The sequence below is a fragment of the Caldibacillus debilis DSM 16016 genome, from assembly GCF_000383875.1.
GTDB classification, from domain to species: Bacteria; Bacillota; Bacilli; order Bacillales; family Caldibacillaceae; genus Caldibacillus; species Caldibacillus debilis.
In genome coordinates, this window is the sequence record NZ_KB912915.1 from 31448 (window position 1) to 49845 (window position 18398).

The 18398-nt window shown below is 53.1% G+C and carries 15 protein-coding genes and 1 pseudogene; 5 read left to right on the forward strand and 11 right to left on the reverse strand.

The genetic code is table 11. From position 1 onward, the window contains the following. Positions 1 to 103: 103 nt before the first annotated feature. A complete protein-coding gene (locus tag A3EQ_RS0117015; RefSeq protein ID WP_020156358.1) occupies positions 104 to 436 on the forward strand; it encodes a YtrH family sporulation protein in 333 nt (110 codons plus the stop codon). Then, positions 433 to 936 (forward strand): sporulation membrane protein YtrI, encoded by a 504-nt coding sequence (gene ytrI / locus A3EQ_RS0117020; protein WP_020156359.1) that lies wholly within the window; start codon positions 433 to 435, stop codon positions 934 to 936. The genes A3EQ_RS0117015 and ytrI overlap by 4 nt, the downstream gene beginning before the upstream one ends. A gap of 53 nt (positions 937 to 989) precedes the next feature. Here the strand turns inward: ytrI and A3EQ_RS0117025 are convergent, their stop codons facing one another. After that, the gene (locus A3EQ_RS0117025) at positions 990 to 1931 is read right to left on the reverse strand and encodes a DHH family phosphoesterase (protein WP_020156360.1); all 942 of its coding nucleotides are present in this window, start codon (positions 1929 to 1931) and stop codon (positions 990 to 992) included. Between the two features lie 147 nt (positions 1932 to 2078). On the opposite strand from A3EQ_RS0117025, the gene A3EQ_RS0117035 reads away from it, so the two are divergent. Beyond that, positions 2079 to 2381, forward strand: coding sequence for a YtpI family protein (locus tag A3EQ_RS0117035; RefSeq protein ID WP_020156362.1), 303 nt, complete (start codon positions 2079 to 2081; stop codon positions 2379 to 2381). Between the two features lie 37 nt (positions 2382 to 2418). On the opposite strand, the gene A3EQ_RS0117040 is transcribed toward A3EQ_RS0117035, so the two are convergent. From A3EQ_RS0117040 to A3EQ_RS0117060, 4 genes and pseudogenes are all read right to left on the reverse strand, one after another. Continuing rightward, positions 2419 to 3732: a DRTGG domain-containing protein gene (locus A3EQ_RS0117040; protein ID WP_020156363.1), complete on the reverse strand. Its 1314-nt coding sequence runs from the start codon at positions 3730 to 3732 to the stop codon at positions 2419 to 2421. A 467-nt stretch (positions 3733 to 4199) separates the two neighbouring features. After that, positions 4200 to 4313: pseudogene (locus A3EQ_RS23270) on the reverse strand (IS3 family transposase); the annotation flags it as partial. A 267-nt stretch (positions 4314 to 4580) separates the two neighbouring features. Further along, positions 4581 to 5261 (reverse strand): metal-dependent hydrolase, encoded by a 681-nt coding sequence (locus A3EQ_RS0117050; RefSeq protein WP_020156365.1) that lies wholly within the window; start codon positions 5259 to 5261, stop codon positions 4581 to 4583. A 429-nt stretch (positions 5262 to 5690) separates the two neighbouring features. Further along, a complete protein-coding gene (locus A3EQ_RS0117060) occupies positions 5691 to 8192 on the reverse strand; it encodes a carbohydrate binding domain-containing protein (RefSeq protein ID WP_020156367.1) in 2502 nt (833 codons plus the stop codon). A gap of 1004 nt (positions 8193 to 9196) precedes the next feature. Between A3EQ_RS0117060 and A3EQ_RS0117075 the strand changes: the two genes are divergently transcribed. After that, the gene (locus A3EQ_RS0117075; RefSeq protein ID WP_020156370.1) at positions 9197 to 10294 is read left to right on the forward strand and encodes a M24 family metallopeptidase; all 1098 of its coding nucleotides are present in this window, start codon (positions 9197 to 9199) and stop codon (positions 10292 to 10294) included. Between the two features lie 679 nt (positions 10295 to 10973). On the opposite strand, the gene ald is transcribed toward A3EQ_RS0117075, so the two are convergent. Further along, entirely contained in the window at positions 10974 to 12107 is a 1134-nt protein-coding gene (gene ald, locus A3EQ_RS0117095) for an alanine dehydrogenase (protein ID WP_020156374.1), read from the reverse strand. A 175-nt stretch (positions 12108 to 12282) separates the two neighbouring features. Here ald and A3EQ_RS0117100 point away from each other — a divergent pair, with 175 nt between their 5' ends. Continuing rightward, a complete protein-coding gene (locus tag A3EQ_RS0117100; protein WP_020156375.1) occupies positions 12283 to 12726 on the forward strand; it encodes a universal stress protein in 444 nt (147 codons plus the stop codon). 409 nt (positions 12727 to 13135) lie between these two features. On the opposite strand, the gene A3EQ_RS0117115 is transcribed toward A3EQ_RS0117100, so the two are convergent. From A3EQ_RS0117115 to ytfJ, 5 genes are all read right to left on the reverse strand, one after another. After that, on the reverse strand, positions 13136 to 13945 hold the full coding sequence (locus A3EQ_RS0117115; RefSeq protein WP_026500045.1) for an EcsC family protein: 810 nt from the start codon (positions 13943 to 13945) through the stop codon (positions 13136 to 13138). 335 nt (positions 13946 to 14280) lie between these two features. Next, positions 14281 to 15468 (reverse strand): acetate kinase, encoded by a 1188-nt coding sequence (locus A3EQ_RS0117125; protein ID WP_020156380.1) that lies wholly within the window; start codon positions 15466 to 15468, stop codon positions 14281 to 14283. Positions 15469 to 15982: 514 nt separating this feature from the next. Beyond that, a complete protein-coding gene (locus tag A3EQ_RS0117135) occupies positions 15983 to 16966 on the reverse strand; it encodes a class I SAM-dependent methyltransferase (RefSeq protein WP_020156382.1) in 984 nt (327 codons plus the stop codon). A 71-nt stretch (positions 16967 to 17037) separates the two neighbouring features. Next, entirely contained in the window at positions 17038 to 17538 is a 501-nt protein-coding gene (gene tpx / locus A3EQ_RS0117140; protein WP_020156383.1) for a thiol peroxidase, read from the reverse strand. 388 nt (positions 17539 to 17926) lie between these two features. Further along, positions 17927 to 18397 carry a GerW family sporulation protein gene (ytfJ, locus tag A3EQ_RS0117150; protein ID WP_020156385.1) on the reverse strand — a complete coding sequence of 157 codons (471 nt, stop codon included), beginning with the start codon at positions 18395 to 18397 and terminating at the stop codon, positions 17927 to 17929. Position 18398: the final 1 nt, after the last annotated feature.

The window sequence follows — 18398 nt, forward strand, 5'->3', positions numbered from 1 at the left end:
CCGCCCGCTCATAATGTCCGGATCCCATTCATACATTTAAGGTGACCAACCCTTTACCTTAACCGATTTCCCGGGGGGAATCACAAATATAGGGGATGATGAAATGAACGAGGCGTTCGTTCCCAGCTTTATCCACAGCTTTTTTATCGCGTTGGGGGTCATCGTCGGCGGATCGCTCATCGGCGGCTTTTCCGCCTTTTTGACGGGGAAACCTCCCCTCACGGAAATCTACCGCCTCTCCAACAGCCTGCGGATCTGGGCGATCGTCGCCGCCATCGGCGGAACCTTCGATACCTTTTACAGTTTCGAGCGGGGGCTGTTTCAAGGGGAGACGAAAGATATCATCCGGCAGATTTTATTGATTTTGTCCGCCGTCGGCGGGGCGCAAACCGGAAACCTGATCATCAACTGGCTGACCCAGGAGCACCTGTCATGAGGGTCCCGGAAAAATTTTATCGCGCCCGGAACTGGCAGCGCTTCTTCGCCGGGGTATTTTTCGGGGCCGTGTTAAGCTGGGGAATCTTCCTTTATCTGTTCGGCGCGCTGCAGGAGGAGCAGGCGAAAACGATCAAAAAGCAGCAGGAATTCATCGCCGAATTGGAAAAGGAGAAAAAGATCTGGCAGGAGGATTTTGAAAAACGGAACGAAGAAAATGAAGGGAAATTGACCGTCAACAAGATCGAGGTAAAGATCGCGAACGCGGAAAAATACCGGGTGGATCCGTTAACGGTATTTGAAATCGAAAAGGAAGTGAAGGAAGACATCCGGGCGCTCTTGGCCAAAGATCTGGAAGAGGTGTTCAACACGAGGGAAATCATCCGGCGGGCGGTGGAAAACAAGGAGGTGGAAATCAACGATAAACGGTATGTTTTGAAAATCAGGGAGATGTTCATTTATACCACTTTCATCCTGCGCATCGATCTGCTCTTGGCGTAATTCGGAGCCTTCCGGCTCGGGCCCTTTTCGCCGGAAAAAATGCCGGAAAAGGATCATCCCATCCGGCAAACCGCTTCTTCCAGCTCTTTCATGACCCGATCCACTTCCTCCCACGAACGGATGCTTGCCCCCGCGGCCATCGGATGGCCGCCGCCGCCGAATTTCCGGGCCACCTCATGGACATGGGGGCCTTTGGAACGGAAGCGGACGCGAATCTGGTCTTCCTCTTCGATGAAAAACACCCACGCGTTCAACCCTTCGATGTTTCCGAGGGTGCTGACCAAAAGGGAAGCTTCCTCGGGCCGCAGGCGGAACTTTTCCAGCATCTCCTTCGTCAAGATGACCTTTGAAATCCCGCAGGCGTTCATTTCGAAATTTTGCAAGACATATCCGTTCAATTTCGCCAGCTCCGGCTTCATCCGGTACATCCGGTCATACAATTCGGTCCGGGAAAAGGGATAACGGATCAGCTGGCTGGCGTAGGCGAAGGTTTTTTCCGTCGCGTTCGGATACAAAAATCGCCCCGTATCTCCCACGATGCCGGCATACAGCAGCCGGGCGCCTTCCGGGGAAAGTTTGAGCCCCCGGTCTTTTCCGCGCAAAAACAGTTCATAGATCATCTCGCTCGTGGAACTGGCCCCCGGATCCACCCACGACAGATCCCCGTACGGCTCCAGATCGGGATGGTGATCGATTTTTATTAAAAAATCGCCAAGCTTGTATCTTTCATCATCGATCCTTTCCTCGTTCGCCGTGTCGCAGACGATGATGAGGGCCCCTTCAAAGTCGCCGTCGGACAGGCGGTCCATGCGGTTTAAATAAAGCAGGGTGGGCTCATCCTTCCCGGCGGCATAAACCTTTTTTTCCGGGAAGGAATGCCGGATGATTTCGGCGAGCCCTCCCTGGGATCCGTAGGCGTCCGGATCCGGGCGCACATGCCGGTGGATGATGATCTTATCGTATTCCTTCAGCTTCGCTATGATTTCTTCTATCATTCCGTCTTCTCCTCTTTCTCGTTGTGCGATTTTCCGCCGCCTTGAAGGTCCCCGGCCGCCTTTCTTTGGTGAGGCCGGGTCGGATGGTGGCATTTTTCCCGAAAAGCCGCTAAAATAAAAGGGAAGCCAGGAACGGAGGAATGACCTATGCCGATATTCGTGATATGCATCCTATTCTCCCTTGCCTTTTACCTTTATTACCGGGTAAAAGCCTTCCGATCGAAAAAAGCGAACGAAAAAAAATGGCTGTCGGCGAAAGCCACCCTTGCCCTCGGTTCCTTTGTCGCCTTTTTCGGCTTGAACCGGCTGTTTATCTCGACGACGCCGGTTTCGCTCGCGGTCGGCATCACCTTCATCGCGGTGGGGGGAATCGCCGTCTGGACCAGCTACAAGGCCTATAAATACTACCTGCCCCATGTCCTCGAAGAAGCAGGGCGTTCCAAAGGATGATCCCGGGAACGGCCCTGCTTCTTTTTGGACGGCGGAATCAGCGGTCGATAATTTGGAACATCATCACCGCTTTGCTGACGATCATTCCCTCGTGAAACACTTCCACTTCCATTTTGCCGAATTTTCGTCCCAATTCCAAGATCTTCGGCTGCACTTCGATCGTCTGGTCGAGCTGGATCGGCTTGATGAAATAGGTCGTCAAGCTTTCCACGATGATATCCCGTTTTTTCGTCAGATGCAACACCCGGTTCGCCGATTCGACGATCACCGACGTCAGGACAGCGGTGGACAGGGAACCGTGGACATTGGTCATCTGCGGGGTGATGGTAAATTTATAAACAAACTCCCCTTTTTCCTGGTCGGCGAGCTCGAGCTGGCTGGCGATAATGTCGTCGATCCTCTCGCCGACGTGGGGCTGCCTTTGGTTGGTATGCAGCGCCTTTAAAACATCCTGCCGGCTGATCAGGCCTTGGAAGCGGTTGTCCTCGTCCACCACGGGCAAGATTTCGATGCCTTCCCAAATCATTTTATGGGAAGCGGCGGCAACGCTGGTCTTCGCGTTGGTCGTAATCGGCTGCTTCGACATGATTTTCTCGATCTTCGTTTTCCTGTCGGCGTTGAGCACGTCCTTGGACGTGACGACGCCCACCACTTTCCCGTTGTCGTCGATCACCGGAAACCGGGTGTGGTTCGATTGTTTGTTCAGTTCAAACCACCGTTCGACCCGGTCCCCATCCCGCAAATAAAAGGATTTTTCCTTCGGGATCAGGATGTCTTCCACCAGCAGAATCTCTTTTTTGATCAATTGGTCGAAGATCGCCCGGTTGATGATCGTGGCCACGGTGAATGTATCATAGGAGGTGGAGATCACGGGCAAGTCCAGTTCATTGGCCAGCCGTTTCACCCGCTCTTCCGTATCAAAACCTCCGGTGATCAAAACGGCCGCCCCCGCCCGCAAAGCATATTCCTGGGCCTTCGTCCGGTTGCCGACGATCAATAAATTCCCCGCCTCCGTATAGCGCATCATCGCGTCCACTTCCATGGCCCCGATGACGAATTTGTTCAGTGTTTTATGGAGGCCGCCCTTCCCCCCCAGGACTTGTCCTTCCACGATGTTGACCACTTCGGCGAAGGTCAGTTTTTCTATATTCTCTTTTCGTTTTTGCTGGATCCGGATCGTTCCCACCCGTTCGATGGTGCTCACATAGCCCCGGCTTTCCGCCTCCTTGATGGCCCGGTAAGCCGTCCCTTCGCTCACGTTCAAGTCCTTGGCGATCTGTCTTACGGAAATCTTCCATCCGACGGGCAGTTCTTCAATATACTTTAATATTTTCTCGTGTTTGGTCGCCAATCTTTTCACCTTTATTGGAAATTTTTCGATCCCTGTTTTATAACAAATGATTCCGGTTGATTCTGTTCATCATCCATTATAAAGGGTCGGAAAGCGACAATCAACAAAGGACGGGCATGCGGGGCCGGTCCGGCAGACAGCTGGCCCCGCGGAAGAAAGGGAAAACCGTCAAGGACGGGAAAGCACATTTTTTCTGAAGCGGCTGCCACAGGAGAGCGTCCGGCCTTCGTCGTCGAACATAACAGCGACCTCATCCGGGCGTCCGACTGGGTCATCGACCTGGGTCCGGAAGGCGGTCCCGCCGGCGGGACGGTCGTGGCGGAAGGCACACCGGAAGAAATCGCAAGGAACGAACGGTCGTACACGGGGAAATTCTTAAGGTTGTAAATGGACGTCCCTGGATTTGGACTGCACCCTCTCAAGCAGAAAAACAAAAATAAGATGAAGTCATGGGCTTTAGTCCGAATTTCCACCGGGCTGAGGCCTTTTAATTTGGCTTGTAACCGTTCCTCCTTGTAATAGTGGATATAATTCTTGATGTCTTCCGCCGATTCCTTAAAAGTTTCATAATGGCGAAGAATACCTTTCCACTTTCAAAGTCCACCAGAAGGGCGCCATGCAGGCATGATCGGTACATTTTCCTTCAACGCAAAAACGCGGCGAATTTTCTCCTCTCGACGGTTGCGGGCAGAACTTTCCCCAGTACGCCATCCCATCTTGGACCCCTTTCCGTCAAGGAAAATCCCCTTTCCGCATCAACCATTCGGGAAAGGGGATTTCAGGTGCAGCCCGGTATCCGGAATCTCAGCCAAACGGGAAGGCAACTTTTTTATTCGAAAAGGGTTTCCTTAAAGTTCAATCTCATCGCCCGGTTTCAGCACCTTGCCGTTTCCGCCTTCCAACTTCGCCACGAAGGCTTCCGGATCCTGCTGAATCACCGGGAACGTATTGTAATGAATCGGGACGACGGTTTTGGCGTTCAACAGTTTGGCGGCATAGGCCGCGTCTTCCGGCCCCATCGTGAAATTGTCGCCGATCGGCAGGAAAGCCAGGTCGATCGGATGCCGTTCCCCGATCAGCTTCATGTCGGAGAACAGGGCCGTGTCCCCGGCGTGATAGATCGTTTTTCCTTCAATGGTCAAAAGGACGCCGGCGGGCATGCCGAGATAAACGATGGTACCGTCTTCCTCCACGATGCTGTTGCTGTGGAATGCCTGCGTCAATTTCACCGTGCCGAAATCGAAACGGTAGGAACCGCCGATGTTAATCCCGTGGGTTTTCAGCCCTTTGCGGCCCAAATATTCCGCCAGCTCGTTGATGGCGATCACGAGGGCGTTTTTCTTTTTGGCAAGCTCCACCGTATCCCCCAAATGGTCCCCGTGGCCGTGGGTTAAAACGATCACATCCGGCGCTTCCCTTTCGACCTGCAAATCCGTCAGCGGGTTGCCGGTAATAAACGGGTCGATCAAGATTTCCTTCCCGTCCGTTTTGATTTGGACGATCGCATGTCCATGATAGGAAATTTTCATTCCGATCACTCCCCTTTGCGTAGTCTATTTACTCTTTTCTTTACATTTTGGCAAACTCCTGCATCAACAGGCAAGATCTTTTCCCGGCTTTTCCATGCAAAAAGGGGCCAACATCCATGGCCCCTTTTTTCGGGAGGAAACGGGTGAAGAAGATCCGTTGACCTGGCAAAAATCCGCCGCTCCCTTTTCTGCCGGGGAAAAAATCCCGTCTCCCCCGGAAAGGGTTTGCTGCGGCCGGCTCTCCGGTCCCCTTTTCCCCATTCCACAACGGACAGGTTTCGAAGAGAACAAGATTTTTTCTCATGGCGGCCTTTCGATTCATGCGGAAGATTCGCAAGATACGGGATCCTTCGGGATGCTTCCGGATTTCCGGCGATTCCTTTGCCGTCGGGACGGATTCGCACGAAGCAAAGTCCTTCGGGATTCCCGCTAAATCCCCTTTTTGCGAACGGATCCGGCTTCGCCTTTGTCCGGTTTTTCCTTTAACGCATAAAAGGCGAAATCATCGAAATAGGCGGAGGTCAAAGCATAGGATGTGCTTAAGGCGAACAGGCGGGCATAGGCGGCATTTTCGGGGGCCGCAATGATTTTCTCGATCTTCTGCCACCTTTGTTCCCCGTTTTTGACTTGAACGGCCTCTTCCGCCAGCTGGCGCCCCTCGCGGTCGTATATGCGGATCAACAGCGACGGCGTCCCGGATTCGATAAACAGCTGGACGCTGCCTTTATAGATCCCGCGGGGCCGGACCGGAATCGGATCGCTGTAGACGGCAACGGACCGGTTTTGCCATCGGTCGTCGATTTTTAAACTGTAGCGGCCTTTGCGGGATTTCTCGTCCGTGACGGCAAAGCTGTAGCCTTCGCCGGTTTGGAACATGGATGTCCAGCCGGAGAGGCCGGCTTCAAAGCCGGGATTTTTCACGTGCATTTTTTTCCATTTGCCCTTTTCGATCACCCGGATCTTGGCCAGCACCGTCCGGTTATCCCCCTTGGAAAAATAGATGTCCCCGTCTTTTCCGAGGGTGAAGGAGACGGTATTCACGATAAACTTGTACTTCAAAGTAACAGGATCGATGACATATAATTCGTTGCCGATGTTCGCATAGAGGAACCCCGATTTCGACCACTCCAGATGGATGGAATTCCACGCCCCCATGGCCGGATTTTTGACGACCTCGACGCTTTTTACCACTTTCAACGTCCGGGGATCCAACGCAAAGACGAACCCTTTGGAAGCTCCCCAGATATAGCCGTCCTTCGGCCCGACCGTCAATTCCCCGATATGCTCCGGCTTTCCGAGCCCGTCGATCTGCAGCCCGGTTTCTTGCGTTTTTGCCTCGCGGACGGGATCCCAAACAAAGATCTTCGCCTCATTTGCGGCCGGGGTGCTTCCCAATCCGCCGTAAATCGTGGTCGATCCGTATACCTTTCCGTCTTTATAAGCCAAACCGATCACGCTTTGATTCTCCACAACATTTCTGAAGACTTTGTACGATTGTCCGTCATAGACGGTCAAGGCTCCGCCGAGCCTCCCGTAAGTGGCGATGCTCCCGATGAACAATTTGCCCCCGCCGTCGGTCATCGCGTGAATTCGGTCCTGTTCGTTCCCCAGCGTGAATATTTTCGTGACCGGCCCTGCCGGTTCCGCGTCCGGATCCAGCGTTTGAATGCTGCCGTCCGGATAGACCCCGAAATACACCCGTCCGTTCCAGGAATGGATGGAATCGGCTTGCCCCAAAGCAAAGGAGGAAGCCGTGTTGGTCTTCGGATTGTAAAGCGCCCCCGTTGCCCCGGTCATTCCGCTGATGTAAATCTTATCCGCCGAATAGGCGAAAATCTTGTTGATCACATTCGCCGTCGGGGGAACAATGGAGGGATACTGGACCAGGCTTTCCGTTTCCACGTTGAAAAAGTTCACTTTCCCGTCAAAGCTGATGGTCACGAGACTTTTCCCGGGGAGCCGCGGATCGTTTTCGATCTCCACCCAATCCGCCCCGCGCAAAACGCTCGTGTACGGGATGGCGGTTTCGCCGATTTGGAAGGTTAATAAGTCGATATATTTTAATTTTCCATCGGCGACAAAATACACCTTGTTGTCTAACGAATCCGCGACATGGAGGCCGCTTACGTTCTCCAGTTTGACATCGAGCCATTTTTCTTCCTGCAAATCATAAATATACATGTTTTTCGATTCCGAGTACCTGGCGAACAAATAACGGCCGTCGGCGATGTCAAGGTCGTAGACGAAACCTTGTTCGTTCAGCGGTTCCGCAATATCGGTCTTTTCCCCGGTTTCCACGTTCAGTTTGATGATTTTCTTGTGGGCGGTTCCCGCATAAATGTATCCTTGATGATAATCCATCGACCGGACGTACTCCTGGCCGATTTCGCCGATCATTTTTCCGTAATCGCGCAACTTCCCCGTCTTTGCCTGATATTGGAACACTTTTCCGTTCGGATAGGTTCCGATATAGGCGTTGCTTTCTTCATCGACGGCGAGGGCCCACAAGGAAGATTCGGGAATGGCGGCCAACGGGGTCACTTTTTTTGTTTCCGGGGAATATCCCCAAAGGGTTTTTCCGGCGGCAATATAAACCGTTCCGTCGGGCGCGACTTCATGCTGCCAAGAATCGGCCGCCCCTTCCAAGGGAAAAGAGCGGAGCAATTTATAATCGTCCAAATCGATGACATGGAACATGGCCGGGACCCCTTTGGAGGTCGTATACAAAACATCGTGGCCGTCCTCTTTTCCCGCCGCGCCGTCGTATATGGTCGGCACGCTGTTCAAAGGCTGCAGCAGCTCGACGGGGCCGGCATATTCGGGAAAGGGATCTTTTTTGCCGGCCCCGGACGTCTTGCCGGGCAGCAAGGAGAGGAGAAAAACCGCAAGAAGCAGATGAAGTATCATTTTTGATTTTTTTCTGAAACCCAAAGGTAAAACCTCCTTTTAACCATCTTAGGAAAATAGCCATGCCCTTCGGTTCCGCGGGGAAAAGCGGAAGACCCCATCCGTTCGGCAACAGGGAGCGTTCGTATTCCCATCCTTCCGTCTCCCGTTTCGGGAAAAACGGGCGATCTTCCCAAGCAGGCGAAAACCCGGTCCGGCGTAGACCGGCGGAAAACTTCGAATGCGGCCGGCTTTCCAGGCCGGGCCCGTAAACTTTTTCCCCTTTCTTTCATCCGGGCGTAAGAAAGTATCCCGCCGGGAATGGCCAAAATCGTCCCCAATCCCTCCGAACCGGTTTTCGGGTAAACGCTTCCATTTTGCTCCGCCGGAAGCCGCCGAAGGGCGCTTTCAAGGGAACCGGTTTTCCCGGCTTGCCGCCTTCTTCGGATGACAATGATACAGATTTGCACCAGCGGAGATGGAAACGCTTCCTTATTGTTGGAAGAAAATTTCCTGCAGTTTCTCCGCAGGCCGGGACGCCGGTCGGGAGAGAGCCGTCCGCAAGCTGGTTTGCGCCCCATGCCGGAGCCCGCGATTAAGGGGGCCGCCAATTTTCCTGCGAAAAAGGCGAGATGCAATATGCCGGAAAAAGGTACCGGAGCAATCGGAACTTGCAACTTTCGCCGCGAATCCGGAAAGGCGGAAAAAGAATTTCGGCGAATTATCCAATCGGAACTTGAAACTTTCGGCGCGAACCCCTCCCCATCTGGTTTATATCTGGTTCATATAAATCTTACCTGAAAACCGGCCGAAAGAAAACAGTATTTACGAAAAAGTTTGTAAAATAAGAAATTAGACCCACCCTCCGAAAGAGACATTAGGAATGATGGCTCACCAGGCGTCTTTCGACACAACGGCGACAAACCGGCCGTTGGAGTCTTCCGGCCGATGAGCCGCGCGGCGGGACCGTCCGGAAGAAAGGGAGCCTCCCTCCGATTTTTTTGCTAAAATAAAAGGAAGTAAAACTTTAGCCATTGGAGTGGATGAATATGCAGCAAAGGATGGAAGCGTTAAAAAGGCGTTTGAGCAGGCAGGGGATCCAAGTAGGCATCGTGACCTCGCCGGACAACGTCTTTTATTTCACCGGTTTCATGAGCGACCCCCACGAGCGGGTGCTCGCCGCCGTTTTCTTTGAAGACAGCGATCCTTTTTTGATTTGCCCCTTGATGGAAGCCCCGGATGCGGTCCGCTCCGGTTTTCCCCATTCCGTCATCGGCTACGGGGATGCGGAAGATCCGTGGAAAAAACTGAAGGAGGAAGTGGAAAAACGGGCCGGTACGGTGAAGCGCATCGGCATCGAAAAATCCCATTTGAATGTGGAACGCTTCGAAATTCTTCAATCGTCCTTCCCCTCGTCCGGTTTTGTCCCATTGGAAGAAACGATCAATGAACTACGCCTCATTAAAGACGAAAGGGAACTGGAACGGCTGCGGAAAGCCGGCGAGTGGGCGGACCGGGCGATCGAAATCGCCATCCGACATTTGAAAGAAGGAGTCACCGAATTGGAAGTGGCGGCGGCCATCGAATATGAATTGAAACGAAACGGCATCGAACAAATGTCTTTCCCGACCACCGTTCTTTTCGGTGCAAACGCCGCGTCCCCCCACGGGAATCCGGGAACGAATAAATTGAAAAAGGGGGATTTGGTTCTTTTCGACCTGGGCGTCGTTTATGAAGGCTATTGTTCGGATATTACCCGCACCGTTGCCTTCGGAGAAGTGACGGAAGAGCAAAGGACCGTCTACGAAACGGTGCGGAAAGCCCAAGAAGCGGCAGTGGCTTTGTGCAAACCGGGGATCACCTGCGCCGAGCTGGACCGGGAGGCGCGGAACGTGATCGAAAAGGCGGGATTCGGCCCGTATTTTACCCACCGCCTCGGGCACGGCCTCGGCATCGGCATCCATGAATATCCGTCCGTTTCGGAAACAAACGGCATGCCCTTGCAAAAAGGGATGGTCTTTACGGTCGAGCCCGGCATCTACATCCCGGGAAAAATCGGCGTCCGCATCGAAGATGACGTCTGCGTCACCGAAGACGGCTGCGAGGTGCTGACCAGATTCCCGAAAACCTTGCAAATCATCGGATGAAGCAGAGGCAAAAAGCGGACAGGCTTGTGAAAAGATCCGGCCCTTTTCCCGCAGGGACGGCAAAACCGACGTTGGAGGGCTATCCTTCTCCGCTTCGGGGACGGCCGCGGACAGGCTGCCGCGAAAGACCGAGACACGAATGAGGATTCGGGATCTTGCATCCCGAATCCGATTTTCATCAGCAAAAAGGGAACGGAAGTCCCGAAGCTTGATATGCTAAAAAACAAAATCAGGCCGGGATGATCCCCCTGCAGGCGGCAAAAAGCGCGAAGGCCTGCCGGGGATTTTTTTCCTGCGAAAAAAGGACGGCGCGTGAAAACGAACGAATGGGGCCGGGTTTGAATTTCTCTCCGGGCTTAACCTTCATCGGTAACAGGCCGAAGGGTTTTTTCCTTTCCGCCGAAGGCGCAGATCCCCTCACCGCCGGAGAGGCCCGTCGAGCGCTTCAAGGGCCGGTCCTTCTTCAGGGCCGCGCTATTAAAAAATACCGGCGGCCTTCCCCCGGACGAATGCCGGGAAAAGCCCGCCGCAAAATCTGTTCCTTTTCATGCCCGTAGTAAGCAAAGTTTTCGCAACGGCCCGCCCGGCACGATCCGGACCGCGTCCTACGTCCCCCTTCATCCGCCTCATTGCAACCGCAAGGCCAATGCGGCCTTTGATCCCAGCGGCAATCCTCCGTTTAATTCACAAACTCGCCTTGGGTCAGCAGGCTGTAGCTGTCCACATATTCCATGTTATGGGCTTCGGCCACTCCGGTATGGGTGATATGGCCGCCCAGGGTGTTGATCCCTTTCCGCAGGGCGCCATTTTCCAAGCAGGCCCGCCGGAATCCTTTATTGGCGATTTGCAGGGCATAGGGAATCGTCACATTCGTCAGGGCCAAGGTGGATGTCCGGGGCACGGCCCCCGGCATGTTGGGGACGGCGTAATGAACGATGCCATGCTTGATGTACGTCGGATTGTCATGGGTGGAGATCCTGTCCGACGTTTCAAAGATGCCGCCTTGATCGATGGCGATATCGACAACGACCGACCCCGGCGTCATCGACTTCACCATTTCTTCGGTCACCAGTTTCGGGGCCTTGGCTCCGGGGATCAAAACGGCGCCGATCACCAGATCGGAATTTTTCACCGACTCGGCAATGTTATAAGGGTTGGACATCAACGTGTTAATCTCGTAATGGAAAATATCATCCAGCTGCCGCAGCCGGTTCGGGTTGACGTCGAGGACCGTCACATTGGCGCCAAGGCCGATGGCCATTTTCGCCGCATTCGTGCCGGCGACCCCGCCGCCGATGATCGTCACATTCCCCCTTTGCACGCCGGGAACGCCGGAAAGCAAAATCCCTTTTCCGCCGTAAATCTTTTCAAGGAATTGGGCGCCGACTTGGACCGACATTCGTCCGGCCACTTCGCTCATCGGCGTCAAGAGGGGCAGCGAACCGTTTTCCAGCTGGACCGTTTCATAGGCGATGGCCACGACTTTTTTCCGCAAAAGTTCCCGCGTCAATTCCGGTTCGTTGGCAAGATGCAAATATGTAAATAAAATCAAGCCTTCCCGGAAATATTTGTATTCGCCGGGCAACGGCTCCTTCACTTTGATGACCATATCTGCATTCCAGACATCCTCGGGATCGTCGACGATCTTCGCCCCGGCCGACACATACTCTTCATCGGTAAACCCGGCCCCAAGCCCGGCGTTCCTTTCGAGGAGGACTTCATGGCCATGGTTGACCAGGTGGTGGACGCCGGCAGGACTTACTGCAACACGGTTTTCATTATTTTTTATTTCCTTAGGGACGCCAATTCGCATCGGCGGATCACACCTCCAATTTCAATGTTTTCCATCCCTTCTTTTTTAATTTATACCATTTTGACAAAACATCCAAGCAGAGTTCGAAGCGCTTTCAATTTTCGTTAACTTGTTGAAATTCAGAACCTCCCGCTTTTTCTTTCAAGGTATAATAGAAATGGGAGGGGATTTCGCGATGAATTATAAAAACATTATTGTCGCCATCGACGGTTCGAAAGAAGCGGAACGGGCCTTTAAGAAGGCGTTGAAAATCGCCAAACAGTCAGGGGGGAAACTGTTTCTGACCCATATCATCGACATTCATTCCCTCGCAAGGCTGGAGGCCTTTGACCAATCGCTTTCCGAGCGCGTCGATCAAATGGCCCAGGAAATGATGCTCAGCTATAAAGAACAAGCGGTCAACGAAGGGATCGATGATGTGACGATCGTCATCGATTACGGCTCCCCCAAAGTGAAAATCGCCAAGGATATCGCCAAAAAATTTGATGCCGATTTAATCGTTTGCGGCGCCACTGGATTAAATGCCGTCGAACGCTTTATCATCGGCAGCGTCTCCGAGGCCATCGTCCGCCACGCCAAATGCGATGTCCTCGTCGTCCGCAGCGAAGAAGAGGAATAAACGGGGAGGGGGGAAACGTTTCCGCCCCTCCTCTTTTTGTATCGACCCATTTCCGCAATTTAAACACTGCATCGTCCCTCCGTCCCGGCCGGATCTTCCGCCTTCGCCAGGGACACGCCCCGGCCTTGACGGGCGGGCCCCCATCCTTCCCATGGCCCTCCTGGCTCCCCTTTTTTGGCAAGGCGAAACCGGAAAAGCCATGATCCGCCGCTGACCGATTCCACATTTTTAAAATCTTGGCCTTCATCCGTCACTAAGCCTCGACCGGAGGCCAGTCCCCGTCCCGAAGCGTGCTCCCGGCTTTTCGCCGGCTCTTTGCCACAGGCCCTTTCCTTTTCGCCGGATCCAAGGGCCGAACCCCGTCCGGGGCTTTCAAAAGCATCGCCCCCACCCGGGCTGGCGCTCCCCCCTATTCATTTCCCCGGCTCAGACGGTACTGATAAAATCTTTTCGCCAAATCGGTCACGTCTTTCGTAACGCGAAAGTTGGCCCACCCGCCAATGGCCATAGAAAGCAGCGGCCAGCCGTTGTATCTTTTCTTCCGCAGCATATGGACCACAAATCCTTTGAAAAGCTGGACGAGCAAATGATTCATCCAGGGGAGGCCGGTGATCGGTTTCCGGACGTCGATCTCCTCCTGTTTTTCCGCAAAGGCCTTCAGTTCTTCCCAATATTGTTTTTGAAAACGTTTCGGCACGGTGGCGCAATGAAATACCTTCAGGGCGGCGACCGTCTCAAAGGGTTTTCGCACATCGAATCCGTAGGCGGCGGCGACGGTTTGAACCGCCCTTACATTCAGCACCGTCATCGCCGGAAGATCGAGCCCGAGCAGCAACCGGTTCCCCGAACATTGAACGGCCCCTTGCAGCAGGGAAAAAAGCTTCAATTCAGAAATCTCTTGGTTCGCCAAAACATTCAGCTGATGGAGGGGAAGCTTTTGCAGATCTTCAATGTTCTCGATGTCTTCGGCGAAGATTTTCGCCTTCTCCGTTATCTGCCGGACCTTTTTCTTTTGGAAACCGGTCTGCTGAATGAGGATCTCAAGGTACAAGAGCCAATCATCCAGCGATTCCCAAAATTTCCTTTGCACATCTTCCGGCAGTAACGAAAAGATTTCTTCCAGCCAAAGGTCGTACTTCCGTTTCAATCCGTCCTCAAAAACGGCCGACTCCCTTTCCGGACCGGCCAAGACCCGTCCATCCTCCGCTGAAACCGGCATCCCATTTCCCTCCCGCACCTTCCGTTTTGCCATAAGTATAGCATAATCTTTGCCAACCGGCGAAAACGGCCTGCCCGCCGGCCCGCCTTCCGCAAAGTCCGTCCCGCACCGAACCGCACCCAATGTCAGGCATGAAGGGACCCCAAAAAATTAGACAGGTTATTTCATCAGACAGCCCGTCGGGCATGAGTTCGATATTTGCACCGGGTGCACGCTTTAATTTGGCTTCCAAAATAAAAAATCCGCCCCATAGGGCGGATGGAAAGGGGCGAAAACGCCCCGCAAGCCGGATCCCGCCGCGGTATGCCAAACCGCGGCCTTCTTCGGCGAAACCCTTATTTCGTAAGCCGGATCACGTCACGGGCGATCATCAATTCTTCATTCGTCGGGATGACCAATACTTTGACGGGAGAGAAGGGATAATTGATGAAAGCCTCTTTTCCCCGCGTCTTATTCAATTCCGGATCCCAATAGACGCCCATGAATTCCAGGCCTCTCAATACCCTCGACCGGACGACGGAACTGTTTTCCCCGATTCCCGCCGTAAAAATGATCGCATCCACTCCGTTCATCCGCGCCGCATAGGAACCGATGTATTTATGGATGCTGTTGGCAAACACTTCGAGGGCCAATTCCGCACGGGGATTCCCCTTTTCCGCTTCCTCCTCGATATCCCTTAAATCGCTGGAAAAACCGGAAAGGGCCAGCAGTCCGCTCTTTTTGTTCAACACTTCGATCACTTCTTCGGCCGTTTGTCCGGTTTTTTCCATGATATAAGGAATGATCGCCGGGTCGACGTTCCCCGACCGCGTTCCCATCGGGATCCCTTCCAAGGGGGTAAATCCCATGGAAGTGTCGATCGATTTGCCCCCTTGGATGGCGCAGATGCTTGAGCCGTTCCCCAAATGGCAGGAGATCAAGCGCAGCTGCTCGATCGGCCTGCCCAGCAATTCGGCCGCCCGCAGGGAAACATATTTGTGGGAAGTCCCGTGGAAACCGTATTTGCGGATCCGGTAATTTTTGTAATATTCATAGGGCAAGCTGTATAAAAACGAACTTTCCGGCATCGTTTGATGGAAGGCCGTATCAAATACGGCGACTGCGGGGACATCCGGCAGGATCTCCTTAAAGGCCTTGATGCCGGTCACATTGGCCCTATTGTGAAGGGGGGCCAAGTCCGCCAAATCCTCGATCTGCCGTATCACCTCGTCGGTGATCAGGACCGAATCGCTGAACGTTTCCCCGCCGTGGACCACCCGGTGCCCGATTCCTTCAATTTCGTTGTAGGAACCGATGATTCCCAGGCTGCGCAATTTCTCCAGCAGCAGTTCGACGGCCATTTTATGATCCGGTATGGAAAGCACGTTTTTTGCTTTTTCGCCGCCAAAATTAATCGAAAAAATGGCGTCTTTGAATCCGATCCGTTCCACGATCCCCTTGGCAATGACCGTTTCTTCCGGCATCGAAAACAGCTGGAATTTCAATGAGGAACTGCCGGCATTGATCGCTAAAACCTTTGGCATCCGTTTTCTCTCCTTTTTGCAATCGATCTATTGCTGAGACAGTTATGTGAATATATTCTCAAAATTATGTCCTTAAACATTTAACCATTGTAGAAAGGTTTTTTCAACTGCTGAAACAAATTGTCACCGCTTTTACATAAAAAACAATTATTCCCATTAAAATTAATATTTTAAAATTTCAAATAAATAATTTCATAAAACGGAATCGGGATGCGCCCCATCCGGAAAAGGAAAGATGTCGGAAGCTTCAGCCGCTTTGACGGGTTCCGATGGGCGGCCGGCCTTCGGCCGTTTCAGCCTTCCCGCTCCGGCGGAGCCGGCGGAAAATTTTCGCGGCGAAGCGGTCCTTTTCCGGCCAAAGGGCCCGCGTGCCGGCAGGATGCCGAAAGATCCCATGGAAGGAATTTTTCACAAAGGGAGCCGTTTGCATGATTCGCTTTACCGGAAGGCGGGCTTCCCCGTTCCGACCGGCTATTCTCCCGGGGCGGAAACGTCCGGGGAAGGCCCTTTTCCCTCATTTGTTTTCCTTCATCCATTGATCGAATTTGGCGAAGATTTGCGCCAGCGCCCGCTTGTTGGACAGGGAGGGCAATTTCATCAGGAAGATTTCCTTCGGCGGACGGATGCCCTCCTTTTTCTTTTGCAAAATCAGTACGCTCTTGGCCAAACTTTTGTTCATAAACAAGCTGTCCGGCAAATGCAAAAACCCTTGCATATGCATATGTTCCTTGATAAAGGCGTTCAATTTCTGCGCTTCCTTGCTTTCAAACAAGTGATGGGGGACGACGTAAAACAAATAGCCGCCCTCCTTGGCGTATCGGCAGCCCTGTTCGATGAACAGATGGTGGATGAAGGAATGCCCTTCCTCCGCTTTTAAAACGAATTTTTCAGCCTGCCGGCCGTTGGTATAATACCCCACCGGCGGCTCGCACACCACCACGTCGACCGGATCGACCAACAGGTTCGCCAGGCCGTCCTGGTTAAAGAACTCGACCGGATGCCCTTGCAGATTGCATCCCGTATAGGCGAGTTTGACGAGCAAATCGTCCAGCTCGATGCCGGTGGCCCTGATTTCCGCATCCGGCAGCTGATTTAAGATCGTCGTCAGCAGATTTCCCGTTCCGGCGGCGGGATCGAGCATGGAAAAGGCACGGTCAGGGACGAACTTTCGGATAAAGTAAGCCAACAAAATGCCGATGGAGTCGGGGGTCATCTGGTGATTCGGCTGGACGTGCCGCTTCATCCCTTTCAAACAGGCCAGCTGGAAGGCTTTCCGGATATCCTCTTTCTCCATCGCGGACAGATCGGCATCGGAATAAAATTTTTCCAGCTTTTTTGCGGTGAATTCGTCGATCCCCTGCTGCAGCACCCGGTTTTGAAACAGGTTTTCCCCCGTTTCAACCAGCGCCTCCAAATAGGTGCAATTGAGCTCGTTTTCCAAAATAAGGGTGGATTGGTCCAAAATATGGAACAGTTTTTCCACAGCCGTTAACTGCAAAAAAATTCCTCCTCTTTTCTCTCCTTTCAAAAACGGAAGAAACGAAGAAAAAACCCCGATAAAAATCGGAGTTATTTCGCTTGCTTTGCGGCGGCAAGGGCCGCTTCGTAATTCGGATGGGCGGAAACTTCAGGCACGATTTCCTTGTATGTAATTTTTCCCGATGAATCGACGACAAAAACCGACCTGGCCAAAAGCCTCAGCTCTTTCATGACCACCCCGTAAGCCTGGCCGAAGGACAAATCCCGGTGGTCGGACAGGGTAATCACATTTTCCAAACCGCTTTTCGCGCACCAGCGTTTCTGGGCGAAGGGAAGGTCGACGCTGATCGTCAACAGTTTGACCCCTTCCAATTTGTTTACTTCCTCATTGAATTTCCGGGTTTGGGCGTCGCATACCCCGGTGTCCAAGGAAGGAACCACGCTGATCAAGAGCACCTGGTTCCGGAAATTCCCGAGGGTCACTTCCTGCAAATTTTCGTCCAATACGGTGAAATCCGGTGCCGGATCCCCCACCTTCACTTCGTTGCCGGCCAATGTGACCGGAGTTCCTTTAAACGTTACAGAAGCCATGTTTTCTCCCTCCTTTTCTTATCCTATCATACCGGAAATCCGGCACTTTTGGCAAAGAAAAACGACCTTCCCTGATCTTGGCGGAAAACCCTTTCCCCGACCCGGATCTGCTCGGGCGCAGGCCGGGAGAACTGGTTCTCCTTCCGCCATCGGGCTTTCCGTTCGGCGGACCAAGTCCTCGTGGTTGCGTAAATCCCGGCTCCCAATCGGGGGAATACCAGCTTTCCGGGACCGGAACCGCTTTGCCCCCGCTTCGTTTTGCACAAATTTTCGGACTTCATCATTTGGCGAATGGCCCTTCCGCCACGTCCGAACCCCCGGATTGGAAAAGCCCTAAAAACAAGCAAACCGACCGGGAACAATGCCCGTCGGTCGTGGAATCGGCGATTTACAAGGAGAACTGGTTCGGGCCGGATGCAAAACCGTTTCCGTCATTTCCCGGATGGTTCCCCGCGTTCGTCTGCTGTTTGTTTTTCTCCAGCATCTGCCGGATCTTTTCCACCGCGTTCGGCGCCAAATCGAGGATTTTTTCATACAAATGGGTATTTTCATCGAGATGAAGCATTTTCACCCCTTGTTGGTTTACGATCAAAAAGGCGACCGGGGTGATGGACACGCCGCCCCCGCTTCCGCCCCCGAAAGGCATGCCCTGTCCGAAAGACGAATCCTCCGCGCCGGCTTTGTCGATATAAAATTCGCTTCCTCCCGCGGCAAAGCCGAACCCCACTTTGGAGACCGCCAAAATGATGCTTCCGTCGGGCGTCTGGACCGGTTCGCCGATAATCGTATTGACGTCGATCATCTCTTTAATGTTTTCCATCGCCGTCGTCATTAACCCTTGAATCGGATGTTCTGACATT

Excerpts from the sequence above, each read along its gene's own strand:
- A3EQ_RS0117125 (WP_020156380.1), bottom strand. The coding sequence starts at position 15,468 with ATGCCAAAGGTTTTAGCGATCAATGCCGGCAGTTCCTCATTGAAATTC.
- tpx (WP_020156383.1), bottom strand. The coding sequence starts at position 17,538 with ATGGCTTCTGTAACGTTTAAAGGAACTCCGGTCACATTGGCCGGCAAC.
- ytfJ (WP_020156385.1), bottom strand. The coding sequence starts at position 18,397 with ATGTCAGAACATCCGATTCAAGGGTTAATGACGACGGCGATGGAAAAC.
- ytrI (WP_020156359.1), top strand. The coding sequence starts at position 433 with ATGAGGGTCCCGGAAAAATTTTATCGCGCCCGGAACTGGCAGCGCTTC.
- A3EQ_RS0117035 (WP_020156362.1), top strand. The coding sequence starts at position 2,079 with ATGCCGATATTCGTGATATGCATCCTATTCTCCCTTGCCTTTTACCTT.
- ald (WP_020156374.1), bottom strand. The coding sequence starts at position 12,107 with ATGCGAATTGGCGTCCCTAAGGAAATAAAAAATAATGAAAACCGTGTT.
- A3EQ_RS0117025 (WP_020156360.1), bottom strand. The coding sequence starts at position 1,931 with ATGATAGAAGAAATCATAGCGAAGCTGAAGGAATACGATAAGATCATC.
- A3EQ_RS0117100 (WP_020156375.1), top strand. The coding sequence starts at position 12,283 with ATGAATTATAAAAACATTATTGTCGCCATCGACGGTTCGAAAGAAGCG.
- A3EQ_RS0117015 (WP_020156358.1), top strand. The coding sequence starts at position 104 with ATGAACGAGGCGTTCGTTCCCAGCTTTATCCACAGCTTTTTTATCGCG.
- A3EQ_RS0117115 (WP_026500045.1), bottom strand. The coding sequence starts at position 13,945 with ATGCCGGTTTCAGCGGAGGATGGACGGGTCTTGGCCGGTCCGGAAAGG.
- A3EQ_RS0117050 (WP_020156365.1), bottom strand. The coding sequence starts at position 5,261 with ATGAAAATTTCCTATCATGGACATGCGATCGTCCAAATCAAAACGGAC.
- A3EQ_RS0117075 (WP_020156370.1), top strand. The coding sequence starts at position 9,197 with ATGCAGCAAAGGATGGAAGCGTTAAAAAGGCGTTTGAGCAGGCAGGGG.